Origin of the sequence: Bacillus sp. GZB, from assembly GCF_001975995.1 — a bacterium.
GTDB lineage: Bacteria > Bacillota > Bacilli > Bacillales > Bacillaceae > Bacillus > Bacillus velezensis.
The window spans coordinates 353,114-379,627 of the sequence record NZ_MTQG01000017.1 but is presented as its reverse complement, the minus strand read 5'-3'; the positions used below and the strand labels follow the sequence as shown (position 1 = coordinate 379,627).

Sequence of the window (26,514 nt, the reverse complement as noted above, 5' to 3'; positions counted from 1 at the left end):
TCCTCGTGTTGCATGATTCCGATGCGAAGCTAAGAGGTTTGTTTCAACACATCCATTCATACTCCTTCACAGCTCCCGGAGCTCTCTGTCATGAATGATATCTGTCTACTCGTCTCTTCAGCGCTTTTCGGTTATATTGTTTTCACCCTTACTTTTTTCAACAATATACAGGCTCAATCAGCAAAAATCAAGAGGCTCCAATAAATAAAACCCGATTTTGATTAATTTCCCTGTACAGACACAAACAGCCCTAACGACACATACAGTTACATATAGGCGATTGCCTACATAACTTTGTGGAGGTGAGGACGGTGACAGGTGTTTTTGCAGCGCTCGGGTTTATTGTGAAAGAACTTGTGTTTTTAGTATCATACGTGAAAAATAATGCCTTTCCACAACCGCTCTCAAATAATGAGGAGAAAAAATACTTAGACCTTATGGCTGAAGGAGATGAACACGCCCGCAACATGCTGATCGAACATAATCTTCGTTTAGTCGCCCATATTGTGAAAAAATTCGAAAACACGGGAGAGGACGCAGAAGATCTGATCTCCATCGGTACAATCGGGCTGATTAAAGGAATTGAAAGCTACTCAGCCGGAAAAGGCACGAAGCTTGCCACATATGCCGCACGATGTATTGAAAATGAGATTTTAATGCACCTGCGCGCATTGAAAAAAACAAAAAAAGACGTCTCCCTTCATGATCCGATCGGCCAGGATAAAGAAGGGAATGAAATAAGCCTGATCGATGTCCTCAAGTCGGAAAGCGAAGATGTGATTGACACTATTCAGCTCAACATGGAACTTGAAAAGGTCAAAAAATATATCGACATTTTAGACGACCGCGAAAAAGAAGTCATCGTCGGCCGCTTCGGGCTTGATTTAAAAAAAGAAAAAACGCAGCGCGAGATCGCAAAGGAGCTCGGCATTTCAAGGAGTTACGTGTCGCGGATTGAAAAACGCGCATTGATGAAGATGTTTCATGAGTTTTACCGGGCGGAGAAGGAGAAGCGGAAGAAGAAGGGAAAGTGAGCGAAAAGCCGGATCTGACATCCCGGCTTTTTCTATTTTATCTTTTTCAATCATGACTATAAACAGAATATGCGTAGCGCTCAGTATGAAGGGATAAATATACAAACTGCTTGATCGCTTCAAGGCCTGTGATCATTTCATTTGTGATACGGCCATTTTCAAAATCAATTTTGTAGGTTTGCGAGGTCTCTATAACTTCGCTGTCATCTTCAATATCATCAAATTCAATTTCTGAGGAAAGGGGCATGATAAGATCATTCCTATAACGTTCCTCCATTTATTGATTGAATGAACCATAATAAAAACCGCTCCTAAAGAGCGGTTTTAACATATAGGAAGTAATCATTCTAAGAAGAAATCGAAAGGGATTTATTTACTGCTTTTTGAGCATGGATTAAAGTCGTATCAAATAATGGCACTTTTGAATCCTCTGCCTTTACTAATAGGCCAATTTCAGTGCATCCAAGAATGATTCCTTCTGCTCCTTTATCCACCAAATTATTTATGATCTTCTTATAAATGTTTTTGGAAGACTGTTTAATTTCACCCAGACATAGTTCTTAATAAATAATATTATTTATTAATTCTCTTTCATCATCATCAGGAACAATGACATTAATCGCATGAGACGCAATACGTGATTTATAAAAATCTTGTTCCATCGTATATTTAGTACCTAGCAATCCTACTGAGCGAATGTCTTGTCTAATAATTTGTTCTGCAGTTGCATCGGCAATATGCAAAATAGGTATAGTGATCATTTCTTGGATATATCCAAGAACTTTATGCATAGTATTTGTACATATTACAATAAAATCTGCACCTGCTTTTTCTAATGATCTTGCAACTTGACCTAAAGCTTCACCTGCTTTATCCCAAGCTCCTATGGATTGATAATGTTCAATTTCCTTAAAATCAACACTGTATAAAAGGCATTTTGCCGAGTGAAGCCCTCCTAACTTCTTTTTTATTTCTTCATTGATAATTCGATAATACTCAGCTGAAGATTCCCAACTCATTCCGCCAATAAGACCAATAGTTTTCATAACCCACCTCGGATGAAATTTTCAAAATATTATAGTTATTCTATAGCATAGATTAGGTCTTTACAATTATTTATTTTTTCAGGATTATTATCATTAAATTTTATCGAGAATAAAAAATGATTGTCCGCCTTTTAAGGAGAAAACCATCAAATTCTCACCCATTTTCAGTTCTTCATCTTCTCCAGAGCGCAACCGTTTAGGAATAATAATCAAATCAGCAGGTATTATTAATTTGTCATTTTCATTAAGCCTTATTTCAATAGATGAAACGGAAATCACTTCAGCCGGCATAATATCCACCGGTGACTCACATTCAATAAAGTAAGAATATAGAAAAAGAGATATGACAGTTATGAAAATATCATTTTTCTCATTCGTTACTGCATTTTGGTATCAAATGACTTGACTTATAAGTCCTTAACTTGCGTCCTCTCTCAAACGATTCAACGCCGGGCGCTCTAAAAAGCTCCTCAGAAAATCCTTCACAGGCATACTTCATTCCCTGCTTTCTTTATGCAGACCTCGATCTGGCTGAAAGAAAAACTAGTTACTGATTAGTAACTAGTTTTTATCTTAAAAGATTCAAATATTAGGTTTCAGATTTTCTGGTTTAACCATCTCATCAAATTGTTCTTCCGTTAAAATGTAAGTTGCACGCAGTCTTTTTAGCATTAACCCTTCCTTATGAACAAACTTGGAATTTTCGAATAATTTTCATACCCGATAAGGTTCTAATTCTCTAAGTTTTCGTATCAATATTCTCTGTGTAATCCATGGGATTAACCTTTTAAGTTCATTAAACCTAACTGTTTTATTAGACAAAGCTTACAGGTCGAATTTCATGGCGCCTATCGATTTTACAATTTCCGGATCTTGGTGCGATCCGAAAAGATTTTCTCCTTCATCAAGGGTGGAAATTTTTTCGATATCCTCTAAGCTCAACAAAAAAAATAAAACCTAGTTGAAACTTTACAAGACAAGCTGAATTGACTATAGTCTAATTAGACTAAAATATTGATGTAAAGAAGTGAAAAATTAAATGATAAAGTCTTTTTTAATGTTGGGGCAGTCGAATATGGCGGGCCGTGGATTTTTGAATGAAGTAGACCCTATCTATAATGAAAAAATAAAAATGCTGCGCAATGGACAGTGGCAGATGATGACAGAGCCGATTAATTACGACCGTCCGGTTTCCGGCGTTGGCTTGGCGGCATCTTTTGCAGATGCTTGGTCGAAAGCTCATCCCGATGAAGAAATTGGCTTGATCCCTTGTGCGGAAGGTGGCAGTTCATTGAATGACTGGCATCCGGAAGGCATCCTTTTTCAGCATGCTTTGTCCGAAGCCCGCTTCGCCCTCCAATCCAGTCAAATTTGCGGAATCCTTTGGCACCAAGGTGAGAGTGACAGTTATCGTTCGCTGCATGAAACTTATTACGAGAAATTAACTCTTATCATCGAGACGCTAAGAAACGAGTTGAAACTTGATGAGGTACCGTTGATTATTGGAGGGCTTGGTGACTTTCTTGGGAAGACTGGTTTTGGACAGCACGCGACTGAATTTCGACAGGTTAATGAACAATTGCTGCGTTTTGCTAATGAACAACAGAATTGTTATTTTGTTACTGCGGCAGGTCTGACTGCGAATCCTGATGGCATTCATTTAGACGCAGCTTCACAACGCAAATTCGGTTACCGCTATTTCGAGGCTTTTTCGAAAAAGCACCATATCCTGAAACCCATTTCGGGAGAGGAGCAATCACTGAAAGTGAAGGGTGACTATTCTAAAACAGAACAGATTTACCTTCATAGTATGGATTTGGCTTCGGGTAAAATCACGTACGCGGAATTTGAGGCGCGGATGGCGAAGGTGATGAAACCATGATTCCCTTACTTATCCTTGGCTTGCTCATCCAAAACCCCGGAGCTCACGGCTATGAACTTCTGGCTTTAATGGAAAAACGTCATTACAAATACATTGTTAACTTCACGAAAGGTTCATTTTATTACAATCTGCAGCAACTTGAAGAAAAGTGTTTGATTGAACAGATTCAGCAGAAACCCTCAACCAGCGGGCGTGAAATCCGTAACTTTAACGTCACAGAATCGGGAAGGGCAGAATTCGAGAAATTAATGATCAAATACGGCACCAAATCGGAATATGTGAACCTGCAATTTTATGGGGCGTTACTCTTTGCCGATGAATTTGACAAAAGTAAATTACTGGATCTGATCCAATCACAAATCGATCAGACTAAAACTCGATTCGAGCTCCTTGATGAATACCTGTCCACCACTCAAGAAATTCCCGGCACAATCAATTACTTTCGCCGTATGAACGAAAATTCCCGTTCACATCACTTGGTTAATTTAGAGTGGTTCGAGAAATTGAAAGCAGAAATAGAGTGAACTATTGCAAAATAAAAAATGCAATGTTGCATATATAAGAATATTAGTTACCTACATATAAAACCTGTGTCGCAGATATCTAGTAACACATTGATACAGGTTTTATACTCCTTCTTTAATTAAACCAGTAATAGGGTTGTCAACACTTGCCCCAAACAAGAGCAAGTGAATCTGCTGCGTGTTCTTCTTTTTCAATCCGTATGAATAACCGCTTTTTTACACCTATTCAGTATTCAAGTAAGTCATAGGACATTGCAGTGGCGTATCGGTATAAAGTGAACTAATTTATTAATGTTCAACAACAGAATTTCGTCTATTGACAATAAAGAATGCACAAATCATTGCAAGAATGGCCATCGCCCACCAGAACGTTGAGATCGCCTGATCATGATCGATGATTATCAAACGAATGACAGCCGTAATGCCAATATAAATAAAGTAGCGAAGCGGGAAATGAAAGTCTGATTTGAAGTATTTGATAATCAAAGCAATGAACTCAAAATACATGAAGAATATAAGCAGTTCCCCAAGCATCTCATAATAGCTGTCCACTTTGTTGAACAGTGACTTGTATACGAATTGAACAATGTACCATGTCTCGCTGATCAGAAGTCCGCTTAAGGCTATCGCCAGGAAGAACAGACAGACATTGAGAAGCGCTTGTAACAGGTAAGGCGCCTTTTTAAAATTGTTGGAAAATCTCATCTTGTTGTCTCCTATTTCAATATTTTCGTCGTTTTGAGTCGCAGCCTACATCTTTCTGTTCCAAAATCGCAGCACGATGCAGTACTTGGAATTCTTTTGTATACTGTGAAACTGCCCCTGCATGCGGGACATCATTCGCGCAATGCTTCTTTCACCGAGTCCGTTGCTTTCCGGCGTTACATCCGCAAGTTTAATCGTATTGCTGATATGAATCTCAAATATTTCTTGCTCCGATACAAACGTGATGCTGATTTCTTCTTCCGGATCTGCGTATTTAAATAAGTTTGACATCACATTATCAAATACACGACCAAGCTCCTCCAAATTCACGTTAATATAGGTTTCCGGCAGCTCGCCTGAAATATGGACCCGGAAATGCTCCTGATGAAGGATAGCAATCTGATCTGATATTAGATCGTAGATCACTTCTTTCACTGCAACGGTCTCCAAGTCGGCCTCATGTTCCTTATTCAGCAGGAAATACGCAAACAGATTGTCAGACAAGTTTTTTAATTGCAGTGCTTTACCATAAGCATTGGCTACATAACGATCTTTGCTGGCACCCGCTTCGCCTCCTTCTTTTTTGGCAAACTCCAGATTCATGATCAGCGACGTCAGCGGTGTACGCATATCGTGCGACATTTCGGTAACCAGGCTGCGGCTCTCTGCTTGCAATTCCTCGATCGCTTTAAGTTTGTCCAAGAAAGCTTTCCGCAGATCCTCAATGCTCTTTGCAATCATCGCTAATTCATCATGCCCTTTTATCGTCATCTCGTAGTCCAGCTGGCCCCCTTCAAGAATATGAATCTCTTGGTGAAGCGTTTTAAGGTAGCGAAGACTTTGGCGAATGCCCAAGAGAACAATGATTAAAAAGATGAGGGTTGCACCGAGCAATTCCAATGTAAAGGCCAGATCATAATATCGGGAAGAGTAGAAACCGTCGATAATGACTCGTCCTTCACCATCGCTGAACTTGACAGGATGTGAATGATTTTGAGCATACTGAGTCAGCTTTTCTTTTCCATAATCGGATTCGGAATAAACGGAATCATATTGCAGCTCCTGATCCTTGAATATGGTGAGGTTAATGTAATTTTCTTTTTTGACCCACTCGCCAAACGCTTTTCTATCCGATGTAGACAACCCATTTTCTGAAACGTACTGACTGAATTTTTGAATGTATCTCGCTGACTCCTTGTGATAATACTCATCCGAACTCAGATATCCCTCGATCAGATCATCTGTAATCTTTTGCAGCGTCAGAAAGATCACACCGCTCACAATCGCAGCAACCATGATCAGCAAAGCCAGTTTTTTGGTTAGCGTGAATTTACGATGTGCCAAATCGATATCCTCTTCCCCATTCAGTTTTTATATAAACCGGACGTGCCGGATCATCCTCAATTTTGGAGCGCAGTTTCCGAATATGCACCATCACTGTATTGTTAGAACAGTAAAAGTAAGGCTGTCCCCACACACTCTCATATATATTTTGAGCAGAAAATATTTTGTTGCGTTTGCTCATCAGCAGTTTCAGGATACGATATTCCAGATCTGACAGCTTGATTTGCTGCTCCTCTTTCCAGACCTCATTAAATTCTTCGCTCACTCTCAGTTTGCCCCCGATAAGAAATGTTTCTTCCTGTTCCTTCTTTTCCTGATAGATTGTATATCTGCGTAATTGGGCAATCACTCTAGCGTGAAGTTCCTCTTCCGAGAAGGGTTTAGTCATATAATCATCGCCGCCGGCGAGTAATCCCTCAGTTTTATCGAGTGTACTCGATCTGGCCGTCAGAAACAGAATTGGGACGTTAGAGGTTTCCCTGATGTGCTGACAGGTTTCGATTCCCGAAATGCCTGGCATCATAATATCCAAAATAACCAAATCAAGTGAGTCATTCACAAGTTGCAATGCTCGCTTTCCATCCTTGGCTCTTAGCACCTCGTAGCCTGCTCGCATAAGGGATTCCTCCAAAAGATCACCAATATCATGATCATCCTCTACGACTAATATTCGATGGGTCATGCCTCTTTCACCTCATGATTCTTGATGTTATTTCTCGTGTGACCTTACTATATATCATTCATAAGTAACACGTACGTTATAAGATACTACGTAAATCTTAACAGTTTATGAAAGCTGATGTCCGCCACAATTTTGTCACATTTTAAAAAAAATGATGAACCTTCATAAATTGTTAAGATTCTGTCTTTATATTTATCCATTGTAAGGCTCGAGTTTTTCAGATCCGCACTGCATATTGCAATGGTAAATGGGAAAGGAGTATTGATATGATTGTACAAAAAGAAGAACGCGGGCAACCAGTGAGTCTGCGGGAACGGGTTCATTTTCTGGACATCGTACGTGGGTTTGCCTTGCTTGGCATTATTATTGTCAACTATTTTCTGATCGTAGATTCAGTAAAGGGATTCGAAATGGCCTCCGGTGACCTCCTGCACAATCTGGTTTCCTGGTTTGCCGAAGGGAAATTCGTTACATTATTCTCCTTCTTGTTCGGAGTTGGGTTTATGATCTTTATGGATCGAGCCGCGCAGAAGGTAGATAGTCCCAACAAGCTGTTTGCCCGTAGGTTATCTATCCTGTTGGGATTTGGCATTTTGCACATCACATTTGTTTGGGTCGGTGACATATTGACCTTTTACGCCGTAAGCGGCTTCCTGTTACTCGCCTTCTATCAACGCACGGCCAAAACGGTGCTTAGATGGATTATCGCACTTATCGTGTTTCAATTCCTGACTCCTGTTTTCACAATGTTGTACAATGTCATCAATACTGCAGGGTCAAAAAACCCGAATTTTTCAGAGTTTACTTTGTTTAGCCACACAAGCCTTACCTACATGGAATCCATCAGCACTCGGTGGACAGATATGGTCACGATGGCGGCTGGCTCTTTCTCTATGATCTATTCCATGTTTCTCATGTTTCTGCTGGGCGTGTACTTTGTTAAGATGGAATTTTTCAAAGACATGGAAGCAAAAAAGTTCATATGGAAGCGTATCTGGATCATCAGCACAATCGCTTTTCTAATAACACAAAGCAGTATATTACTAGACATGTTTAATCTTTCTGAGAATATGCTGTGGAAGGACATTTCCTCTGTCTTGGGTCAAAATGGCGGCTTAACCGGAAGTATGTTTTATATGAGCACTTTTGCAATGCTGTTTCTGTACGTTCCTCAGCTGCGAGGCCCTATGATGATCTTCACCAAAGTCGGACGGATGTCATTGACCTGTTATCTGCTTCACTCTATCATTGGAACAGTTTTGTTCCTCAGGTACGGATTCGGGCTTGCGGATCATATTCAATCCGCCGGCACGTTCATGTTCAGTCTGGCCGTGTACTTCGTGCTTATGAGCTTTAGTACATTGTGGTTGAAACGATTTAAGTACGGTCCGATGGAATTGATATGGCGCAAGCTGACGTACGGCAATGTAAACGGAAGTCCCAAAGCGACTCCGCTGCATTCGGAAAAATCAATTCCGAAATAACCCCTTTGCACAGATTGCATGACTTCAAATTAGTTGTTGAGAAGTGGGCATTAAACGGACAGATTTGATATATATACTAGTTATTTTTATATCTATTAGGCTTCTTTGGGCTAATAAATTCACCGGAGTTTACTCAATGTGCATTGCTCATGATCGAATTTGAATCTTTTACGCATGTTCATAGGCAAAGGCGCCACATTCGACTATTTTTGCAACTTTTCGCAGGTAAAGTTTGAGAATGATTGCAAATCCCGCGTACCACACTTAATACGGCAGTGAACGATAGTAAATAAGGGTTACATGCAGCTTATTTTCCAAGAAAACAAAGAAAAAGACATCATACAAAAAGACAGGAGAAAGCTTTTGAAGTATTTTAACGCCAAATTTACCGCGGAAGAAAAAGCGGCAGAGCAGCTGGAATGTTTTACTGAACGACTGAACTCGTTATTTCAGCAACTGAGGGAGTGAGCAATCATGAAAACAAAAAAGGAACCAAAAGTCATTCTGGAACCAGCAAAGGAATCTGATCTGCCAGAATTCCAAAAAAAATTACAAGAAGCCTTTGCGATCGCCGTGATTGAAACGTTCGGTGATTGCGAAGATGGACCGATTCCATCGGACAATGATGTTCAGGAGACTTTCGACGCTCCCGGAGCAGTCGTATATCATATTCTTCGGGATGGTGAGAAGGTAGGTGGTGCAGTAGTACGTATCAACAGCGAAACACATCATAATTCGCTAGATTTATTCTATGTATCTCCAGAACATCACAGCCAGGGGATTGGTCTTTCTGCTTGGAAAGCCATAGAAGCACAGTATCCGGATACTGTGCTTTGGGAAACCGTGACACCTTATTTTGAAAAGCGAAATATCAACTTCTATGTGAATAAGTGCGGATTCCATATCGTAGAGTTCTACAATGAACATCACTCTGATCCGCATATGCATCGCAATGGACGCGAAGATGACAAGCCCCTGCCGGATGATGATGACTTTTTCAGATTTGTAAAGATTATAAAAAAAAAGGACTAAACAATTGAACACTGCGATATGCCGCAGAAAGTTGCCGGTAACTTTTTTAAAGATATTTGTTTGGATCGAAAAAATTCTAAGTTAACCAATAATTCCCTATGTTTACAGAGTTGATTAATAAACGATACGAGGGATAAACGGATAAAGCCTTCCCCTTCTTTTTGAGGAGAAAGTATTAAAGGCGGAAAGCCCTTCTCGTTATGAGAGGGCTTTAATTCGGTCTGAAAATGAAATGGAGAATAAAAATAAACAAAGAAATAATTAATTAAGTGATGAACGATTTATACGAATTTTAGAGAAATACTCCAACGGAGAACTTAACGAAGAACAAATCACTTCTCTATTGTGGGATGCTGCCGAAAATAAATCACTTCACAACAGACAAACTGGAGGCGGTATAAAAAACAGCTCCGTTAAAATGGCCGGAACTGTCTTTGAATTTTGGATTTTGCAGTTATCTCCATCCGTTAGTTTGAATTCAGATAATCCAAGACACGATCAACTCTTTCATTGACTGAGTAATCTCCTTCAATTTTTAGCAATGGACAAGATAAATCTGCCATCCAATGTTCGTGTAAAGCTTTGCTTCTAACTTCCATTCCGGCATTATCATATAAAGAAGCCCACTCTAAAAATGTTTTTGATTGTTCATATTTACTGCCGCCGGCTAACACTTCGTTTCCATAACGCTGAAATTCCCTCTGCCTTAATCTCTCAAGCCGTATATCTTGCGGAATCCATAAGAAGATGACAAGGTCAAAATAACTTTTTAGATCATCGCCCCAGCCGCAAACTGCGCCAGAAAGAATCCATTTCTCATTTATTGTCAAGTCTTTTTCAAGCAGCTTTCTTCTTTCAGGAATTTCTCTTTTCTTAGTGAATTTATCTGTCCAATAGTAATCATCAGTATCAAGATGCGTATGAGGCAAATGCTTTGATAATGCAACACCCAATGTTGAAGTTCCGACTCCGGAGGCTCCCAGTATGTGAATATTTTTTTTCATAGTTCCCTCTCCTTATAAAGCAACGAAACTCCCTGTCCGCTGCACAAGGTTCTTACTATTATTTTAATATAAATCCCCAAAAACCTTTACTTTTCCAGGGGAATCCAAATGCGTGTTAAAACCATACTGCTTACGAACTTCATGGTCATTTTCAAACAGAATGATTAACTTTCTCTCCGGCCTATTTTAATATCCTCATACACTTTCTCAAAATTCTCGACTGGCAGTGAAAACTTGGTTGTTTTCTCATTACGATAATTGATCACGATCTCAATTTGATTATTTTTTTGTTCAAACTCAATAAGTGCATTCTCCCATTTATCTCTGATTGAAATGATACAATTTCCATTTTTCTTTTCCTTTTTCTTATAAATGTAATTCACCTTAACTCTCCTTTCATTGATCGACAAAAGGTTTCGGAATAAGGAAGCTCCTCAAAAAAAGGATCAAAACTTTTATCAAGTTTGATCCTTTTCCCTTTTTAGTCATTTCTCCGCGAACGTTTATAGACATTCAGGGTTACCAGCCAGCTCATAACAACGATTCCTGCAAAAAGAATGAGCATATTACTGTACAAATAAGCGGAATGATCAGCGTTAACAGGCAGCAGCCTTTGATCCAGCAAGCGGACCGATAATAAACCGCCTGCAATCGAAATACCCGTCCCCTCTGATAGAAAGCTGGTAAAATTAAGCAGACTCATTCCGGCGCCGGCTTCCTTTTGTTTCAAACTGCCAGATACCATTGTAGATATAACCGTTTTTGTGAAGGAGAGCCCCCCAAAAACAAAAACGATTATAACGGTCATGAGCCATGGTGTCGCATCTATAAAAAAGGCAGCGATTAAAAAGCTGGAAGACATCAATGCAATCCCAATGGTCAGGACATATAAAGAACCTTTCCGATCAACAAGCCATCCTCCAATGTAACCGAAGATGATGACGCTCATCGTTCCGGGAAACATAATCCCGCTTCCAATTGCCGCAGTACTTAAATGGTGAACATCTTTCATCATATAAGGAACCATAGACACAAATCCTGCTGCAGTGCCGAATATCAGGCCTCCGCAAAGGGCGCCCATCATAAACAAGACATTTTTCCCCAGTGCAGGTTCAACAAAGGGATCTTGAGTTTTCCTAATATGTTTCACAAATATCAGGAAAGCCAGAATACTGATAATCAGAAAAGATAGTCTATATGACGTTGTAAACAGCAGAAAAAATACGATGCCTGCAGACATTAATATAATTCCCGCCATATCAAAGCGCCCGCTGATTCTTTCTTCCTTTTCCAGCAGTTTCATCAGGAATGGAACGGTGATAACTGTTGCTGTCGGAATAAGCAGCAAATATGACCAGTGAATATAATGAGCGATCATTCCGCCAATAGCTGGTCCGGCGCCTTCCCCCATTGCCACCAGCGACCCGATCAGACCAAATGCTTTACCCCTGTTTTCTTTCGGAATATAGCGTACTACTGCAACCATCACAAGAGCCGGGAATGCGGCTGCACCAGCCCCTTGAATAAATCGGGCCAGAATGAGTACAGTAAAGAAAGAGTGTCCGACAAATCCAATGATCGACCCGAAGCCATTTACCATAATTCCAAATAGGAGCAGCTTTTTGATGCCCAGCTGATCTGATAACTTCCCATACAGAGCAGTTCCGATGGAAAAGGTTACCATAAAGGCTGTGTTCACCCAGTTTGCACTCGCTGGCAGTTTACGGAAATCGTTGGCGATATCAGGCAGCGAGACGTTCAAAACCATTTCATTGAATGCGCTGAAAAATGACAGAACACAAAGCCAAATGAACACTTGGTTGTGCCGTAAAGCTGACTGTGAATAAGGCGTATTCACAACTTTCCCTCCATTAATGAGGGCAGACGCAGTTTATAGGGCCATTGATACGCTTCCCTCTTTTAATTGGACCCTGTTCATTTTTTTGCACTTCATACATAACTCCCCCTGCATTGATTGATATACCTTATTATAAATCCTCAAGCCGATGTTTTGAATACTTCGCGACACACACCCGCTAAAAGACGAAACATCAAATACTGTTATCTTTAAAATTTACAGTACCAAAAAACCGCAATTTCATTTGCTGTTGAAAAATTGGAATAAAGCATTGTATCGACCGCTCCTATGACAAAGTTATTTTTGGCATAAAAATGACAAGCTGAAACATTAATATCTTGTGTTTCAAGCATAAGACCGCATAAATGATTCTCCTTTGCCCACTCAATCGCTTTATGTAATAATGCCGTCCCGACACCATTTTTTCTATAATCTTTTGCAACGGCAATGTCTTCAATCAGTGCGTATCCATTCCAATTAGAACGAAGCTTACTCCGGCCGACACAGTCGTTCTCTGCGTAATAAAAAAATACAGCTTTATCCTCTTCTTCAATATAACTGACATCAATGTCTTCATCATCATATTTTTTGACATAAGGTTCAGCAAATTTCTCCTCTGTATATGTCCAAACATTGTCCTCAAATGAAGGGACGATTCTCCCTGAAACAACGAAAGGTTCGTTTGGTTTATTGAAGTCTTTCATATTGAATCGCGTCATTTTAGTTATCATCATAATCACCTTTCTGCATTTATTGACCTTAATTTACATCTTTTGAACTGTTGATTCGTCTGCATGTCATGGATACTGGTTTAATCACTCTAAGACTAAAACAAAAAAGATACCAACATCGATTGGTATCATCTATTCATTCGAGCCCTTACATCAACATCCTATTTCGGAGCTTCCAAACCGAATGTTGTCCATTCCTCTTTTGCCGGACCATAAATACCCGGAACAGGTAAACCTGCTTGTCTCATAAGGACAGTCATTTGTCCTCGATGATGGTTTTGATGTTGAATTAAAAACATCAAAAGTGAACCATTCGGCAATTGCTGACCAATAAAGTTGACACATTCTTGAAGCGTATCGTCAGTCCATTGCGTTTTTAACGCCTGTACAAATGCATTACTGGCTTGATGATAACTCTCAGCAATAAACCGCGCCGATGCAGGAACAGGATAATCTTCAGCCGGAGCGTGAAACGTTAAATCTGTGTTTGAGGTAATGATGTGAATGGCCGCGACAGTATGCCATGCAATACGGCCTAAAGTCCAATGTTGTGAAGTGATTTCTTGTTTAAGTGATTCATCAGTCAGATGATTCAGCAGTTTCTGTGTCGCATCGGCTTCGAACTCCCAAGATTTCAAAAAATGGTCCAAGGTTTGAAACATAAAAATCCTCCTTATCCTTTATTGTTTTTCTATGTATCTACAGTTCAATTATAGTGCTCCGCTTAGTTAAAAAGAACAAAACGATAGACAGACATTTTTAACAGAAAGCCCGATCTGACAACAACAGACAAAAAATAAGAACATAACGGATAACTCTATACTTCTTTTTCTTCAATCGACAAAAAAAGGATAGCTGTTCAAACAAGGATTCTTCTGTCTAATATTTTCGCTTTGCAAAAGTCCATATCGTCTTAGTGATTGAACCGGAGACAAAACAGCTCCCTGTCATCATAGCCACCCAAATGAAAAATGTCGGTTCGGCACCTATTACAATAAACATGAATATCAAGGACAAAATGAAGACAATAACAACCATCATCCATACTTTTTTAAAGATGAAATACCCTAATATCCCTAACAGAAAAGAAGCTGCCGGAAGAAAAATGAGAATGATATACGCGGGACTCAACAGCGGGCTAATACAAACACCTCCCAATTTATTTAAAAACGAGGAAGTTCCTACTTTTTGTCTGATATGAAGTGATTTTTTTCATCTTGATATTATGCCGTTTCATTCATTTTATACATATTATACCAATGTCATCGAGTCAAATATAGATATTTATTCATTTTTAACATATTTCAGGTAAATCAGGAGTGAATTAAAGTCTGAGAATAGCCCGCTTTTTCTTTCCCTAGTAAGTCCTGCCGCATTGATTTTAGCCCATCATTGTTTTTGCAGCGCTAATATTCTCATAATCGTATGCATGACGCTGCTATCCTCATTTGATTTGATGACAAAGTGCGCCGCATCTTTTATTTCGTCAATGGCATTCTTAACCGCAAAGCTGTAGGATGCCGCTTCCATCAATTCTTTGTCATTGCGGCCGTCTCCGAACGCCATTGTTTCATCAGCCGAAACCCCTAATAATCGCTGCAGTTCTTGTACTGTTGTTCCTTTATGTATTCCGATATTTGATATGTCCATCCAGGTATCCTCTGATGCTACGATATATAATTGGTGAAAAAATTCATGCAGCTTTTCTCTCGTTTCCGGACAGTTGGCGTCGGGATCATGAACCGTAATCTTGATAAAATCGTCTTTTATCTCAGTAAAATCAGTTATTTTCGTTACATGTGCATAAGAGGCATTTACATATTTCATCTCACTTTCAGACAGATTTTCTTTTACGATCGCGCCATTTTTTGTGCATGCGATAATGCTATGCCCGCAGCTGATTTTTTCTAAAGCGCCTATAATTGACAGTCCCGCTTCATTGCTGATCAAAGATTCATATACGAATTTGCCGTTCTTTTTTATACGTGTGGCACTGTCTCCTAAAATCCAAAAATCTTTCGCGTCTTCTCCGAATAAAGCTTCCACCCTTTCACACTGCTTCCCGGTGCAGATGGCGAAAGCGACATGCTGTTCCTCCATTACTCGTTTTGTCTTTTCAAATAACGTTCTGTCAAAATCGCCTTGATTATTTAAAAATGTGCCGTCTAAATCCGTAATCACTAATTTAATCATCGTTCAGCACCTCCGCAGTTAAAATGTCTTTTTCAGATAAAGGGTTTTCACATTTGAGAATGGAATCAATCGCATTTAAGACCCCTTCTTCATTGTTTGATTGCGTGATATGCGCGGCAGCCTGTTTAATGCTTTCCTGGGCATTATCCATGGCGACCCCGTATTTCACGGCAGACACCATCTCCAAATCATTGCCGCTGTCTCCGAAGGCCGCGCATTCTTCATCATTTATCCCCCATTGTTTCTGGAGAAGCTTAATCCCGCTTGCTTTATGAAGCCCCGGTATGATCAGATCTATGTCACCGTGCCCGCTTGATACAGGCGTGACGAAAGACCCGATGGCGTCTTTTAAATGCCTCAGAAGTGCGGAACAATGTTCGGCGGGAAAGCTGATGGAAAATTTTAAAATGTCATCATCGATGTTTTCAAAATGCGGCACCCTTTTTAACACATAATAATACTTACTGGCATGCAGATATTCATCTTCACTTGCATTTTCATGAATATACGCGCTTTTTTTTCCGCAGACAATGACGTTTTTCACCTCATACTGCTCTAAAGCACGGATCACTGCTTTTACAGTGTCTTCAGACATGTTACCCGCGAATAATTCTTCTCCGGCATTCACGACGAAAGCGCCATTCTCGGCAACGAAAGCGATTTCATTTTCGATCTCCGAAAAAAAGGATGTAAGCTGCGCATACTGGTTTCCGCTTGCTACGGCAAATTTAATTCCCCGCGCTTTTAATTCACGATACTGATTCATAAAACGCTCTTTGTTATATGCCATTTCATCATTCAAAAACGTTCCGTCCATATCAACCGCTATCAGTTTGATACTCATATTGTCCTCCTTTTTTCGACCGCTTTTGTCAGAGACCCTTAAAGAGATCATGCATAAAGCGTATGAACGAATTATATCCGCAGTTGTTTTGCGCCGTAAATCATTGGCTGACGTCTTGTTTTGAATGACACAAAAAGTGATTTGTCACATAAATATAACACTATGTTTCTTTTAAAAATGATATGTTACGATTAGATGTACATTCACCATTCTCATAAAAAGGAGAATCCCCCTGCATGTTCACACACGAAATGATTGCTTCATTTAACGAGCTTGAAACTTCTTTATACAACTACATCTCCCAAAACAGCGAGAAAGTCGTCTATATGCGAATCCGTGAATTGGCAAATGAAACCCATGTATCTACGGCTTCTATTTTACGTTTCTGCAAAAAAATAAACTGTGAAGGGTTTTCGGAGTTTAAGGTGAAGCTGAAAATGTATACGGAGGCAAATAAAAAAACGATTTTAAAGAGTCCCCATCATTCCGTTGCCGAGTTTTTTGAAAGAACAGTAAGCGGAGGGATGGAAGAAAAGCTGAAGGAAGCAGCAGCCCTTGCGGCCGATGCAGAAAGCGTCATTTTTATCGGAGTGGGAAGTTCAGGAATTCTCGCCGAATACGGAGCCAGATATTTTTCGTGCTTAGGGAAACTTTCAATGTATATTAAAGATCCTTACTTTCCGGCCCATTCCCATTTCCGTCATAACAGCATCACGATCGCATTATCGGTTTCAGGTGAAGGAGATTCTACGGTGACTCATCTGAATCAGCTGAAACAAGAAGGCAGCCGGGTCATCAGTATTACAAATCATAAACATTCAACCATTGCCAAAATGTCCGATGTGAATATTTCATATTACGTGACGGAAGAATGGGTTGAAAATGCGAATGTCACCACCCAAATCCCCGCTATGTACATACTTGAATCAATGGCTCGGGAGATATACAAATTGAGAGAATAAATTCAGGAACGAACCACTGATACGCTGAAAATTTTGGTATTTTTGCAAAAGTGATGAGAAACCCTTCTCTGATGCAAGAGAAGGGTTTTGAGAATCACAGATGAGACACAATACAATTTGCATGGCCTGCCAGTTTATATTCTCCCAAATCGGAAGGCAGGAGAATATGATCTCCTTTTCTAAATGGATATTCATGCCCGCCTGCAATCATTATTCCATCTCCTTCGATCACGCTGACAAGAAGGAAAGGATGATGCTGGAATAGATTTGCTTCACCTTTTACAACCCACTTTTCGACTGAAAAATAAGGACATTCTATTAAAACAGCTGCCAGCAGATCATCTGTTTGTTTATATTGAACGGTCGGCCGTTCACGGACAGATGGAATGTCTATCACGTCTATACTCTTTTCCAGATGGAGCTCGCGCATCCTGCCTTCCGCATCTTTTCTTCCGTAATCATACAATCTGTAAGTCGTATCTGAATTTTGCTGCGTCTCTAAAATAAGTGTGCCCTTTCCAATCGCGTGAACGGTGCCGCTTGGGACAAAGAAGAAATCTCCCGGCTTTACCTTAACTCTGTTCAGGAGCCCGTCCCATTCTCCGCGCTCAATCATGGATATCAGTTCTTCTTTTGTTGTTGCGTTGTGGCCGAAAATGATCTCCGCCTCTTTTGCACAATCAATGATATACCAGCATTCGGTTTTTCCAAGTTCCCCGTTTTCATGCATTTTGGCAAAGTCATCATTCGGATGTACCTGAACGGAAAGGTCTTGGTCCGCGTCCAAAATTTTTGTAAGAAGAGGAAAACGGTCTCCTTCTAGGTTTCCGAATAAATCTCTGTGATGCTCCCACAATTCACCGAGCGTACATCCTTTATACATGCCGTTTCGAACTGTGCTCTGTCCATTTTGATGAGCGGCGAAGGCCCAGCACTCCCCTGTCCGCTCGGACGGAATATTATAGTAAAAATCACGCAGGGCGGCGCCTCCCCAAATTCTTTCTTTGAAAACCGGATTGAAAAATATCGGTTCAGTAGACATGATCATCCCCCGCTTTATTCGATTTCTTCCAGAAGCTCATACGCCTCTTCTTTTGTCTGAACGGCGAGCAGCCTTTCCCGATAGCTGTCATCCATCAGTTTTCGGGATAACATCTGCAATATTTTCAGATGCTGATTTCCGCCGCTTTCCTTCGGTACGGCAATCATAAAAATCAGTTTTGCATCAGAACCATCAAGGCTGTTCCAGTCAACACCCGAACGTCTTATTCCGAATGCGACACCCGGCGTTTTGACGGCTTCAGACTTTCCGTGCGGAATGGCGATATTCATACCTATCGCCGTGGTTCCCTGCTGTTCCCGGCTCAAAATGGCCTGCTTAAATCCGCTGTCAGACAGCAGCATACCTTTACGGGACATTTTCTCGATCATTTCATCGATAATGTCATCCCTCGTTTCGCCGGATAAATGCGGTTCAATCAAGTCCGTACTGATAATGTCAGTCAGTTTTTTGATTTCGGTCATCCCGGCTTTTCGGCTGTCAGCCTGAGATGGTTCCTTTGTTTCTTTTGCCGCTGCAGCTTCATTTGGTGCGGCAGACGGCAGCACCTCGCCGGGCGCGGGGGATTTCGCCATATCTTTCTTCAGTACATTAACCAACAGAGCGGTGACAAGAGAGCCTGCTGTTACAGCGATAAAAAACATCAGTACATGATCTACTGCTCCAAGTACAGCAACGATGGGGCCGCCGTGTGCCACTCTGTCCCCCACATGGCCGATCATCGCTATCACCGAGCCGGTCATAGAACCCGCCATAATACTCGGGATCACTCGAAGGGGGTCTTGGGCCGCAAATGGAATAGCTCCTTCCGTGATACCGAATAGGCCCATCGTAAATGAAGCTTTTCCCATTTCTCTTTCTGCGGCGGCGAATTTTCTTTTTCCTAAAAACGTCGCAATCCCAAGCCCTATCGGCGGTATACAAATGGAAACGGCAATCGGGCCCATAATTTCATAATTTCCTTCTCCGATCATTGCCGATCCGAAAAGAAAGGCCACCTTGTTTACGGGTCCTCCCATATCAAAGGAGATCATCGCTCCTAAAATCAATGCCAGAAGAATTGAGCTCGAACCTTTCATTCCCGCAAGCCAAACTGTTAATGATGCGAAAATATGAGCTACGGGGGCGCCGATCAGAAATACAAACGCCAAACCGACGATCAGTGAGGCAAACACCGGAATAATAATGATCGGCATAATCGGCTGTATTGCTTTAGGAACTTTACATTTTTTGATTCCAAGCGCCGCATATCCCGCCAAAAATCCCGCAATGATTCCTCCGAGGAATCCTGCGCCGCTTGCACTGTCGTAAAAGCTGCCGGATGCCGCAATATATCCGCCGATCATTCCGGGGACAAGACCCGGCTTATCAGCGATGCTGAACGCGATGTACCCGGCTAAAATCGGGATCATGAATGAAAAAGAAGCACTGCCGATCTGTTCAATCGTTTTCCAAAAAGACTCGTCCGGAATGACTAAGCCCTTTGGTGTTTTTTCTCCTCCAAGCGTCAATGCAACCGCTATCAATAATCCGCCGACGACAATGAAAGGAACCATAAAAGAAACGCCGTTCATTAAATGACGGTAAATCGGGTTTTGTTTTTTGCCCTGCTGACTTGCGGATTCAGCTTTTGAAGCAGATTGATAGACCGGCACTTCACCGCTAAGCGCTTTTTGAATTAATTCTTCCGGTTTGCGGATGCCTTCCTGAACCCCGACGGCCAACAGCTTTTTTCCCGCGAATCGGTCTTTGTTCACCGAACGGTCCGCCGCGATAATGATTGCGTCTGCTTCCCGGATTTCCTCTTCGGTCAGCCTATTTTCCACCCCGATTCCGCCCTGGGTTTCCACTTTGATCTCAACGCCTAATCTGCCGGCTGCTTTTTGTAAATTTTCAGCAGCCATATACGTATGGGCAATGCCGTTCGGACATGATGTAATCGCTAACAGTTTCATATAAATCCTCCTTTGCAGTCTGAATTTCAAGATCTTGTCTCAACTTTATACTGAAATCAGCCTGTGATAAGCGCGTTTTTTTACCATAAGTTCCGGAAATAACGGCATTTTTCCCTATAAACAGAAAAAAAGCAGGGAGCCATTCCCTGCTTTTAATAGTTTAAATACGATAAAAACGTCATTACATTTTTTTCTTCCGTCAGTTTTTGAATAAATGCCGGCTGCTCGCTAAGATAGGAAAGCTCACTGAATAATTGCTTTACCTTGTTTTGATCTTCGTGTTTGACGGCAAGCATAAAAACGAGCGATACCTTTTCCGTCCCCCACTCAATCGGCTCTTTTAAGGTGGCGATTGCAATGGCTGATTGTTTGATATATTTAGAGTTCGCGTGAGGGATAGCAATACCCGCCCCGATATTTGTCGCCGACATTTTTTCTCTCATTACTGCATGAATGCCATACTCTTTTTCTACATAGCCTTTTTCATACAAAGCCTGCGCCAGCTTTTCAATGACCTGATAACGGTGCTCTGTCTCTTGCTGTAAAAAAACGAGAAACGGAGTCGTATCGTTCAGCATTTTAAACGTTTTTTGCTCCCGGCGGTGTGATGTATCAAGCTGTTGCATAAATGCGCTGAGCTTCTTTTCATCAGCAGACTCCAAAAGCGGTGATACGACAATATGAGGGATCGTTACATTTCCAAGCCCTATCGTAGAAATGACGAAATCTATATCTTTATGCTTTTTGATATACTCTGTCAGCTCCGCTTTTGCGATACAGTCTTTTACCGTAATGTGATGAAATTTGCGTTCAATTTTAGTCCGCAGCAATTGCGACATGCCAATGCCCATATGGCAGACGATGATCGTCCTCTTAGGATTATGACTGCTTCGGCGCAGCCGTTCGATCGCTGCCTGAAAATGCAGCGTCAAATATGCCGCCTCTTCTTCAGGAATACAAAGATCAAATGTTTGATTGATGTCTTCTAAAACGTCAATGATAAGATGAAACAAATAAGGGTACATTTTTTTGATGTCGTGAAGCATGGGGTTTGAAACAGAGAGATCATAGCTCAGCCGCTTCAACACCGGATCGAGATGAATGTTCAATCCGTTGATCAGTTCCTGGTCTTTATGAAAATCCAGCATTTGCAGTTCTGAAACACGATTGATCAAATGCCTGACGACTTTGGAAAGCTCAGAATCTTCAAGATCAAGCTTCTTTTCTTGCTGCGATGGATAGCGGACTTTCCCGCCTATTATATGTAAAGTTAAATAGACGGCTTCTTCCTCAGGAAACCGTATGGCAAATACCGGCTCAAGCCGTTTTAAACAAGCCAGTGTCCATTCATATTCTTTCTTCTTTTTTACCGCGTCCAGCTGTCTTGCAGAAATGGCGACCGGCTGTTTCATTTTGATACGGCGGATAGTCAGCAATGTATGCAGCAGCAAACTTTCAAATGTTTCATCCGTAAAATAGATAGAATGGTTTTTTTGTAATAACTTGATTTCTTTTCTCACAAAGTCCGCTTCATGACTTAAAAACTTACTTTTTATAAATTGGCTTGTAAACTCCGCATTATCAATCAAATCTGAAATTCGCGCCAATGCTTTTCTTTTGTTTTTTTCGTCCCCTTCAATCTTTAAGCCGAGCCGCTGTTTAGATACCAGCGTGAGATCAAATCGCTTCAGCCACACTTCAACCGCATTTACATCCTTTTTAATCGAAGCTCTGTTTACAAAATGCTGTGCGGCAATTTCTTTTGCGGAAACGGGCTTTGAATTCATTAATAAATCATAAGCGATGTGAAGTATTCTTTCTTCATCGGTCTTGTGCCTGCATGTAAAGTGCTCATTATAAATTTGCCGGCTTAACCGTGACCTTTCCTGTTCAGATATATGTAAATAGACGCCTAATCCCGGTTTGCGGATCAACTGAGCTTGAGCATGTTCATTCAGGAAATCTTCAATCGTTTTCAAATCATTCCTGATCGTTTTTTCAGAACAGCGGACCCTGTCTGCGAAATCTTGCACAACTAAGTAGTCATCAGGTTCAGATAACAACAGATACAAAATCTTTTTCTGCCTTGAATTCATGTATTTCATCTGTTTTTCTATCCTTCCTGTCCGTTTCTGCTGGAGCAATTGTGATAGGTTAAATATACTACGCATACGAAACCGTTTTCATTTTATAGTGAAACAAAAGAGTAAAAAGTTTTGTTTTTTACCGCAGGTTCCGGAAAAATCATGTTTTATACAGAGGCTGTTCACCTTTGATTGACAACAAAACACCAACCGTTTTTAAACGATTGGTGTCGGCAGCGAAAACCTGCTGTTACAGCCAAAATGTTTCGCCAAGCGCTAATGCTTTCAGGTTTTCAGGAGGTAATGCAAGCCGGTCCCACTCGCCGTGCAGTCTGCTTAATGCTTCCGGGCCTGTATCATCAGCAAGCCGGAATGCCCCGTAATGCATGGGAATGAAACTGTCAGCCTTCAGCTCCAAAAACGCTTTCACGGCGTCTTCCGGATTGATATGTGACACTTGCATAAACCATTCCGGTTCGTATGCCCCGATCGGCATCAGAGCCGCCTTAATACGAAACCTCTCTCCGATTTCTTTAAAGCCTTCAAAATAGCCTGTATCTCCTGCAAAATAGATGGATTCGCCGTTTTCGCTTTCTATGACCCAGCCTCCCCAATGAGAGGTATCGGTATCCCAAAGCGTTCTCCGTGTCCAGTGCTGGGCCGGAACAAATGATATATTCACTCCCCGCATTTCAAAACGATCCCACCAATTCATTTCATGAACGTTTTTGCGGCCTTTTTTGTTGAACAGCTTTTTCAATCCCGCAGGCACGTAAAAATCCGGGTTTCCTCTCAGTTTTTTTATACTCGGAAAATCAAGATGATCATAATGCCCGTGTGAAATGAGCACGGCATCAATGTCAGGCAGTTCGCTCAATTCATATCCCGGCTCTGTCAGCCGTTTTTGAAAACCCATCCGCCGCGCCCATACAGGGTCGGTCATTATGTTAAGCCCCTGTATTTGGATCAGAAATGAAGAATGGCCGATCCATGTTATGGCGTTTTCCGTCCGATTGACGGCAACATCACGGACATCCCTAGTGACCGCTTTCGGAATGTTCTCGCTTAAGTCTTTGCTTTTTTCTCTTCGTTCTTTCATCCATTTCCACATGTCCCTGAATCCATTTTCATTCTTCACGCCATTCAAGTTTTCATATCTTTTTTTCATTATCATTCTCCCTTGACACGTGTATTCCATTAGATTCATCGGACATTTATACAATGTCTGTAAATACCGCCCCGCTTGCTTCGGCTAAATCTTGAGGCGCTGCTTTCAGCTGCATTCCGATTTTCCCCGCACTGACAATCATAAACTCCAGTGTTTCGGCGGATCTATCAATAAAAGTCGGAAACCTTTTTTTCATGCCGATCGGAGAGCAGCCGCCGCGCATATAGCCGGTTACTCCCAAAAGGTCCTTCATGGCAATCATTTCTATTTTCTTCTCACCTGCCGCCTTTGCAGCCTTTTTCAGATTCAGTTCTTTTGCAACGGGAACGACAAAGACGTAATAACGATCAGTTCCTGCAGATGCCACTAAGGTTTTATAAACATATTCGGCAGCGTATCCGATTTTTTGTGAAACGGAAAGACCGTCTGCGGGCTGTCCCCCTTCTGTTTTGTAACCTAATAGCTCATAGGGAATGTTTTGCTGCTCAATGATACGGACAGCATTTGTTTTCACTATTTTTTTCGCCATGGTTTTCCTCCGTTTTCTGTATTTCTTTCTGATTATTTTCAACTACCGCTCAGTTGCGTGCTTTGTAATACTCAAGTGCAAACTGTTTAAAACGCTCAGCAGCGGGAGAGAGAGCATGGTTTTTCAGCTGGGCTAACGCTATGGTGCGTTCGCATTGGTAATCTGCAACCGGAAGAAAAACGACTGGAAAGTATGAATGCTCCGCGGTTTTCGGCAGCACTGCAGCCCCCAGACCCGCGGCGGTCAGCCCTAATATGGTTGACACTTCCTCTCCTTCAAATGCGAGATGCGGGTGTATATTCAAATCCCGGCACATCAGATCAAACATATACCTCAGCCCGTATCCCGGTTTAAAACCCACAAAATCCTCGTCCTGCATCTCTTTCATTTGAATGCTTTTATTTCCTGCAAGCGGGTGGTTCTCAGGAAGCACCGCATAAAGAGGCTCTTTCTCCAGCACTGTCCATTGTAAAAGCTCGCTGGGAAGCGGCGGGGAGCTGAGACAGATATCCGCATCTCCCGTTTCCACCATTTTGCGAAGCGTTTCATTTGCGCCTTGATAAAGCCGGAAGGTCACGTTTGGGTATAGCTTTTTAAATTCGGCAATCAGCTGAGGCATTAAGCGCAGCCCGAGCGTATGAAGAAATGATACAGATATTTCGCCGTGCTCCAGGCTCATGTTCTTTTTCACTTGTTCAACGCCTTCATTTAAAGCTCTTCTCGCTTGTTTTGCTTTTATTAAGAACTGCTCTCCGTGCCTTGTCAGCCGGACGGCTTTTGTCTCTCTGTAAAATAACGGCGCGCCTAATTCTTCTTCGAGCCTGATAATCGATCGGCTTAATGCCGGCTGAGAAATCATTCTTTCTTTTGCCGCATTTGTGAAATGCTGATGAGCTGCCGCCGCAATGAAGTTGTCAATTTGATGAAGCTCCATTTTCTCCTTCTCCCCTTTCTCATAACCTACACGCATTAATTCTATAGTTATTATAAATTAGACACATTGAAATGAAAAGCGTACGATACATATATAACCAACAGTGAGAAAAGAGGGACATTCATGACGTTTATTCAGCCTCATACAAAGGCTTACAGAAAGGCCAGCTTGGCTCTGTTTATCAGCGGCTTTGTGACATTCGCCACGCTTTACACGACACAGCCGCTTATGCCTTTGTTTTCGGAAGAGTTTCATATTTCCGCTGCGGCTGCCAGCTTAACTTTATCCATCTCAACAGCCGTTTTGGCATTTTCATTATTGGCCGCCGCTTCGTTGTCTGACGGATTCGGCAGAAAAAAATTAATGGTGCTGTCGTTAACAGCCACTTCTGTTTTAGGTCTATTAACAGCGTTCAGTCCGGCTTTTCCGGCGCTTTTGGCGATGAGGGGGCTGCTCGGTATTTTCCTGGCAGGCGTTCCGGCTGTCGCTATGACATATGTAGGCGAGGAGTTTGATCCGAAGGGCCTCGGGAAAATGATGGGCTTGTATATCAGCGGCACAAGCATCGGGGGAATGAGCGGCAGGCTGTTAACGGGGCTTCTGACCGATGTATTCGGCTGGCGGCCCGCGCTTGCCATCATCGGCATTCTTTCTATTGTATTAAGCTATTTGTTTTGGCGTTTTCTTCCGGCTCCGCGCCATTCATCTGAGCGGCATGCGGGCGTAAAAGCGGCATGTAAGGAATACGGAGCGGTTCTGCACCGCAAACGGCTGCTTTTGTTAATATCTCTGGGATTTATATTAATGGGGAGTTTTGTGACATTATATAATTATATCGGCTTTCATTTAATGGCTGCTCCTTATCATTTGTCGCAGACTGTGATCGGTTTTATTTTTATTGTCTATTTCGCGGGAACGTTCAGCTCGGTCTATATGGGGAAAAAAGCAGATCTTTTCGGAAGCTCGAAAATGATTAAGATTGCGATTTTTGTTATGCTTGCCGGCGCAGCGGTGACACTTTTGCCCCAGCTTGCGCTTAAAATCGCGGGGATTGCCGTCTTTACCTTCGGCTTTTTCGGCGCGCATTCGATCGCAAGCGCCTGGGTCGGCCGCGCAGCCGGTGATCATCGCGCGCAAGCCTCTTCATTATATCTGCTTGCATACTATATCGGTTCAAGTGTGGCCGGGTCTTGCGGCGGTTTCTTTTGGACGCATTTTCATTGGATCGGTATCATTTCATTTATTTCAGTTTTGCTATTGCTGTCTTATCCAATTTTATTTCTGGCGGAATCCAGAAAAAAGGGACATAGCCGCCTGCATGTAAATCAATAAAAACATTAAAGATTTGTGTCTTTTGTCCGATACTAAAGATAAGGCCGGCACGATACTCCCTATAACTATTCCTTTTGATTCAGTAGATTTCAAATATCGTGCCGGCTTTTTTCAATTAAAAAACATT

At 41.6% G+C, this 26,514-nt stretch carries 27 protein-coding genes and 5 pseudogenes; 8 read left to right on the top strand and 24 right to left on the bottom strand.

All coding sequences use genetic code 11. The annotated features are described in order from the left end of the window. Positions 1–311 precede the first annotated feature (311 nt). On the top strand, positions 312–1,034 hold the full coding sequence (gene sigK / locus BXO87_RS12910; protein WP_007408248.1) for an RNA polymerase sporulation sigma factor SigK: 723 nt from the start codon (positions 312–314) through the stop codon (positions 1,032–1,034). A gap of 49 nt (positions 1,035–1,083) precedes the next feature. On the opposite strand, the pseudogene BXO87_RS12905 reads toward sigK, so the two are convergent. The 6 genes and pseudogenes from BXO87_RS12905 to BXO87_RS12890 all read right to left on the bottom strand — a co-directional run. Then, a pseudogene (locus BXO87_RS12905) lies at positions 1,084–1,281 on the bottom strand (DUF2634 domain-containing protein); the annotation flags it as partial. A gap of 100 nt (positions 1,282–1,381) precedes the next feature. Further along, positions 1,382–2,080, bottom strand: a pseudogene (locus BXO87_RS12900) (aspartate/glutamate racemase family protein). Between the two features lie 93 nt (positions 2,081–2,173). Next, the gene (locus BXO87_RS12895) at positions 2,174–2,440 is read right to left on the bottom strand and encodes a DUF2577 family protein (protein WP_045555123.1); all 267 of its coding nucleotides are present in this window, start codon (positions 2,438–2,440) and stop codon (positions 2,174–2,176) included. A 60-nt stretch (positions 2,441–2,500) separates the two neighbouring features. Further along, positions 2,501–2,613 (bottom strand): annotated as a pseudogene (locus BXO87_RS20720) (recombinase family protein); the annotation flags it as partial. A 49-nt stretch (positions 2,614–2,662) separates the two neighbouring features. After that, positions 2,663–2,805 (bottom strand): annotated as a pseudogene (locus BXO87_RS21290) (class II fumarate hydratase); the annotation flags it as partial. Next, positions 2,795–2,902 (bottom strand): winged helix-turn-helix transcriptional regulator, encoded by a 108-nt coding sequence (locus tag BXO87_RS12890; RefSeq protein ID WP_074534277.1) that lies wholly within the window; start codon positions 2,900–2,902, stop codon positions 2,795–2,797. The pseudogene BXO87_RS21290 and the gene BXO87_RS12890, both read right to left, overlap by 11 nt. 217 nt (positions 2,903–3,119) lie before the next feature. Here BXO87_RS12890 and BXO87_RS12885 point away from each other — a divergent pair, with 217 nt between their 5' ends. Both BXO87_RS12885 and BXO87_RS12880 read left to right on the top strand, forming a co-directional pair. After that, a complete protein-coding gene (locus BXO87_RS12885; protein WP_038459280.1) occupies positions 3,120–3,962 on the top strand; it encodes a sialate O-acetylesterase in 843 nt (280 codons plus the stop codon). Then, entirely contained in the window at positions 3,959–4,486 is a 528-nt protein-coding gene (locus tag BXO87_RS12880) for a PadR family transcriptional regulator (RefSeq protein ID WP_038459281.1), read from the top strand. Before BXO87_RS12885 ends, BXO87_RS12880 begins: the two co-directional genes overlap by 4 nt. A 288-nt stretch (positions 4,487–4,774) precedes the next feature. On the opposite strand, the gene psiE is transcribed toward BXO87_RS12880, so the two are convergent. The 3 genes from psiE to yrkP are packed head-to-tail and all read right to left on the bottom strand — an operon-like array spanning position 4,775 to position 7,217. After that, positions 4,775–5,191, bottom strand: coding sequence for a phosphate-starvation-inducible protein PsiE (gene psiE / locus BXO87_RS12875; RefSeq protein ID WP_012118039.1), 417 nt, complete (start codon positions 5,189–5,191; stop codon positions 4,775–4,777). 45 nt (positions 5,192–5,236) lie between these two features. Continuing rightward, complete coding sequence (gene yrkQ / locus BXO87_RS12870; RefSeq protein ID WP_038459282.1) at positions 5,237–6,535, bottom strand: two-component system sensor histidine kinase YrkQ; 1,299 nt, start codon at positions 6,533–6,535, stop codon at positions 5,237–5,239. After that, positions 6,522–7,217, bottom strand: coding sequence for a two-component response regulator YrkP (gene yrkP / locus BXO87_RS12865; protein ID WP_015417875.1), 696 nt, complete (start codon positions 7,215–7,217; stop codon positions 6,522–6,524). Before yrkP ends, yrkQ begins: the two co-directional genes overlap by 14 nt. 266 nt (positions 7,218–7,483) lie before the next feature. On the opposite strand from yrkP, the gene BXO87_RS12860 reads away from it, so the two are divergent. The 3 genes and pseudogenes from BXO87_RS12860 (at position 7,484) to BXO87_RS12855 (ending at position 9,733) form a co-directional block, all read left to right on the top strand. Next, positions 7,484–8,701: a DUF418 domain-containing protein gene (locus BXO87_RS12860; RefSeq protein WP_038459283.1), complete on the top strand. Its 1,218-nt coding sequence runs from the start codon at positions 7,484–7,486 to the stop codon at positions 8,699–8,701. Further along, positions 8,620–8,864 (top strand): annotated as a pseudogene (locus BXO87_RS20555) (hypothetical protein). Before BXO87_RS12860 ends, BXO87_RS20555 begins: the two are co-directional and overlap by 82 nt. Positions 8,865–9,175: 311 nt before the next feature. After that, positions 9,176–9,733: a GNAT family N-acetyltransferase gene (locus BXO87_RS12855; protein WP_038459285.1), complete on the top strand. Its 558-nt coding sequence runs from the start codon at positions 9,176–9,178 to the stop codon at positions 9,731–9,733. Between the two features lie 467 nt (positions 9,734–10,200). Here the strand turns inward: BXO87_RS12855 and BXO87_RS12850 are convergent, their stop codons facing one another. From BXO87_RS12850 to BXO87_RS12815, 9 genes are all read right to left on the bottom strand, one after another. Next, the gene (locus tag BXO87_RS12850; protein ID WP_038459287.1) at positions 10,201–10,737 is read right to left on the bottom strand and encodes an ATP-binding protein; all 537 of its coding nucleotides are present in this window, start codon (positions 10,735–10,737) and stop codon (positions 10,201–10,203) included. 164 nt (positions 10,738–10,901) lie between these two features. Continuing rightward, a complete protein-coding gene (locus tag BXO87_RS12845; RefSeq protein ID WP_038459289.1) occupies positions 10,902–11,120 on the bottom strand; it encodes a hypothetical protein in 219 nt (72 codons plus the stop codon). A gap of 98 nt (positions 11,121–11,218) precedes the next feature. After that, positions 11,219–12,595, bottom strand: coding sequence for a Tet(L)/Tet(K)/Tet(45) family tetracycline efflux MFS transporter (gene tet, locus BXO87_RS12840; protein ID WP_038459291.1), 1,377 nt, complete (start codon positions 12,593–12,595; stop codon positions 11,219–11,221). 33 nt (positions 12,596–12,628) lie between these two features. Further along, positions 12,629–12,691 carry a tetracycline resistance efflux system leader peptide gene (locus tag BXO87_RS21285; protein ID WP_134816631.1) on the bottom strand — a complete coding sequence of 21 codons (63 nt, stop codon included), beginning with the start codon at positions 12,689–12,691 and terminating at the stop codon, positions 12,629–12,631. Positions 12,692–12,804: 113 nt separating this feature from the next. After that, complete coding sequence (gene satA / locus BXO87_RS12835) at positions 12,805–13,326, bottom strand: streptothricin N-acetyltransferase SatA (protein WP_038459294.1); 522 nt, start codon at positions 13,324–13,326, stop codon at positions 12,805–12,807. Between the two features lie 161 nt (positions 13,327–13,487). Continuing rightward, complete coding sequence (locus tag BXO87_RS12830) at positions 13,488–13,988, bottom strand: DinB family protein (protein WP_003152812.1); 501 nt, start codon at positions 13,986–13,988, stop codon at positions 13,488–13,490. A gap of 217 nt (positions 13,989–14,205) precedes the next feature. Continuing rightward, positions 14,206–14,457, bottom strand: a complete 252-nt coding sequence (locus BXO87_RS12825) for a DUF2651 family protein (protein ID WP_025285029.1) — start codon at positions 14,455–14,457, stop codon at positions 14,206–14,208. A 258-nt stretch (positions 14,458–14,715) separates the two neighbouring features. Beyond that, positions 14,716–15,519, bottom strand: coding sequence for an HAD-IIB family hydrolase (locus tag BXO87_RS12820; RefSeq protein ID WP_038459296.1), 804 nt, complete (start codon positions 15,517–15,519; stop codon positions 14,716–14,718). Next, positions 15,512–16,363 (bottom strand): Cof-type HAD-IIB family hydrolase, encoded by an 852-nt coding sequence (locus BXO87_RS12815; RefSeq protein WP_046702263.1) that lies wholly within the window; start codon positions 16,361–16,363, stop codon positions 15,512–15,514. The genes BXO87_RS12820 and BXO87_RS12815 overlap by 8 nt, the downstream gene beginning before the upstream one ends. Before the next feature lie 236 nt (positions 16,364–16,599). On the opposite strand from BXO87_RS12815, the gene BXO87_RS12810 reads away from it, so the two are divergent. Next, complete coding sequence (locus BXO87_RS12810) at positions 16,600–17,325, top strand: MurR/RpiR family transcriptional regulator (protein WP_007612737.1); 726 nt, start codon at positions 16,600–16,602, stop codon at positions 17,323–17,325. Between the two features lie 94 nt (positions 17,326–17,419). Here the strand turns inward: BXO87_RS12810 and manA are convergent, their stop codons facing one another. The 6 genes from manA to BXO87_RS12780 form a co-directional block, all read right to left on the bottom strand. Then, a complete protein-coding gene (gene manA, locus BXO87_RS12805; RefSeq protein WP_038459303.1) occupies positions 17,420–18,367 on the bottom strand; it encodes a mannose-6-phosphate isomerase, class I in 948 nt (315 codons plus the stop codon). Positions 18,368–18,381: 14 nt separating this feature from the next. Beyond that, positions 18,382–20,340, bottom strand: coding sequence for a fructose-specific PTS transporter subunit EIIC (locus tag BXO87_RS12800; protein WP_038459306.1), 1,959 nt, complete (start codon positions 20,338–20,340; stop codon positions 18,382–18,384). A gap of 152 nt (positions 20,341–20,492) precedes the next feature. Beyond that, positions 20,493–22,445 carry a mannose transport/utilization transcriptional regulator ManR gene (manR, locus tag BXO87_RS12795; protein WP_038459309.1) on the bottom strand — a complete coding sequence of 651 codons (1,953 nt, stop codon included), beginning with the start codon at positions 22,443–22,445 and terminating at the stop codon, positions 20,493–20,495. Between the two features lie 229 nt (positions 22,446–22,674). Then, complete coding sequence (locus BXO87_RS12790) at positions 22,675–23,592, bottom strand: MBL fold metallo-hydrolase (protein WP_038459312.1); 918 nt, start codon at positions 23,590–23,592, stop codon at positions 22,675–22,677. A 46-nt stretch (positions 23,593–23,638) separates the two neighbouring features. After that, complete coding sequence (gene ybaK, locus BXO87_RS12785) at positions 23,639–24,121, bottom strand: Cys-tRNA(Pro) deacylase (protein WP_038459314.1); 483 nt, start codon at positions 24,119–24,121, stop codon at positions 23,639–23,641. Between the two features lie 49 nt (positions 24,122–24,170). Further along, entirely contained in the window at positions 24,171–25,055 is an 885-nt protein-coding gene (locus BXO87_RS12780; protein WP_015240269.1) for a LysR family transcriptional regulator, read from the bottom strand. 123 nt (positions 25,056–25,178) lie between these two features. On the opposite strand from BXO87_RS12780, the gene BXO87_RS12775 reads away from it, so the two are divergent. Then, positions 25,179–26,387, top strand: a complete 1,209-nt coding sequence (locus BXO87_RS12775; RefSeq protein ID WP_038459316.1) for an MFS transporter — start codon at positions 25,179–25,181, stop codon at positions 26,385–26,387. Positions 26,388–26,514: the final 127 nt, after the last annotated feature.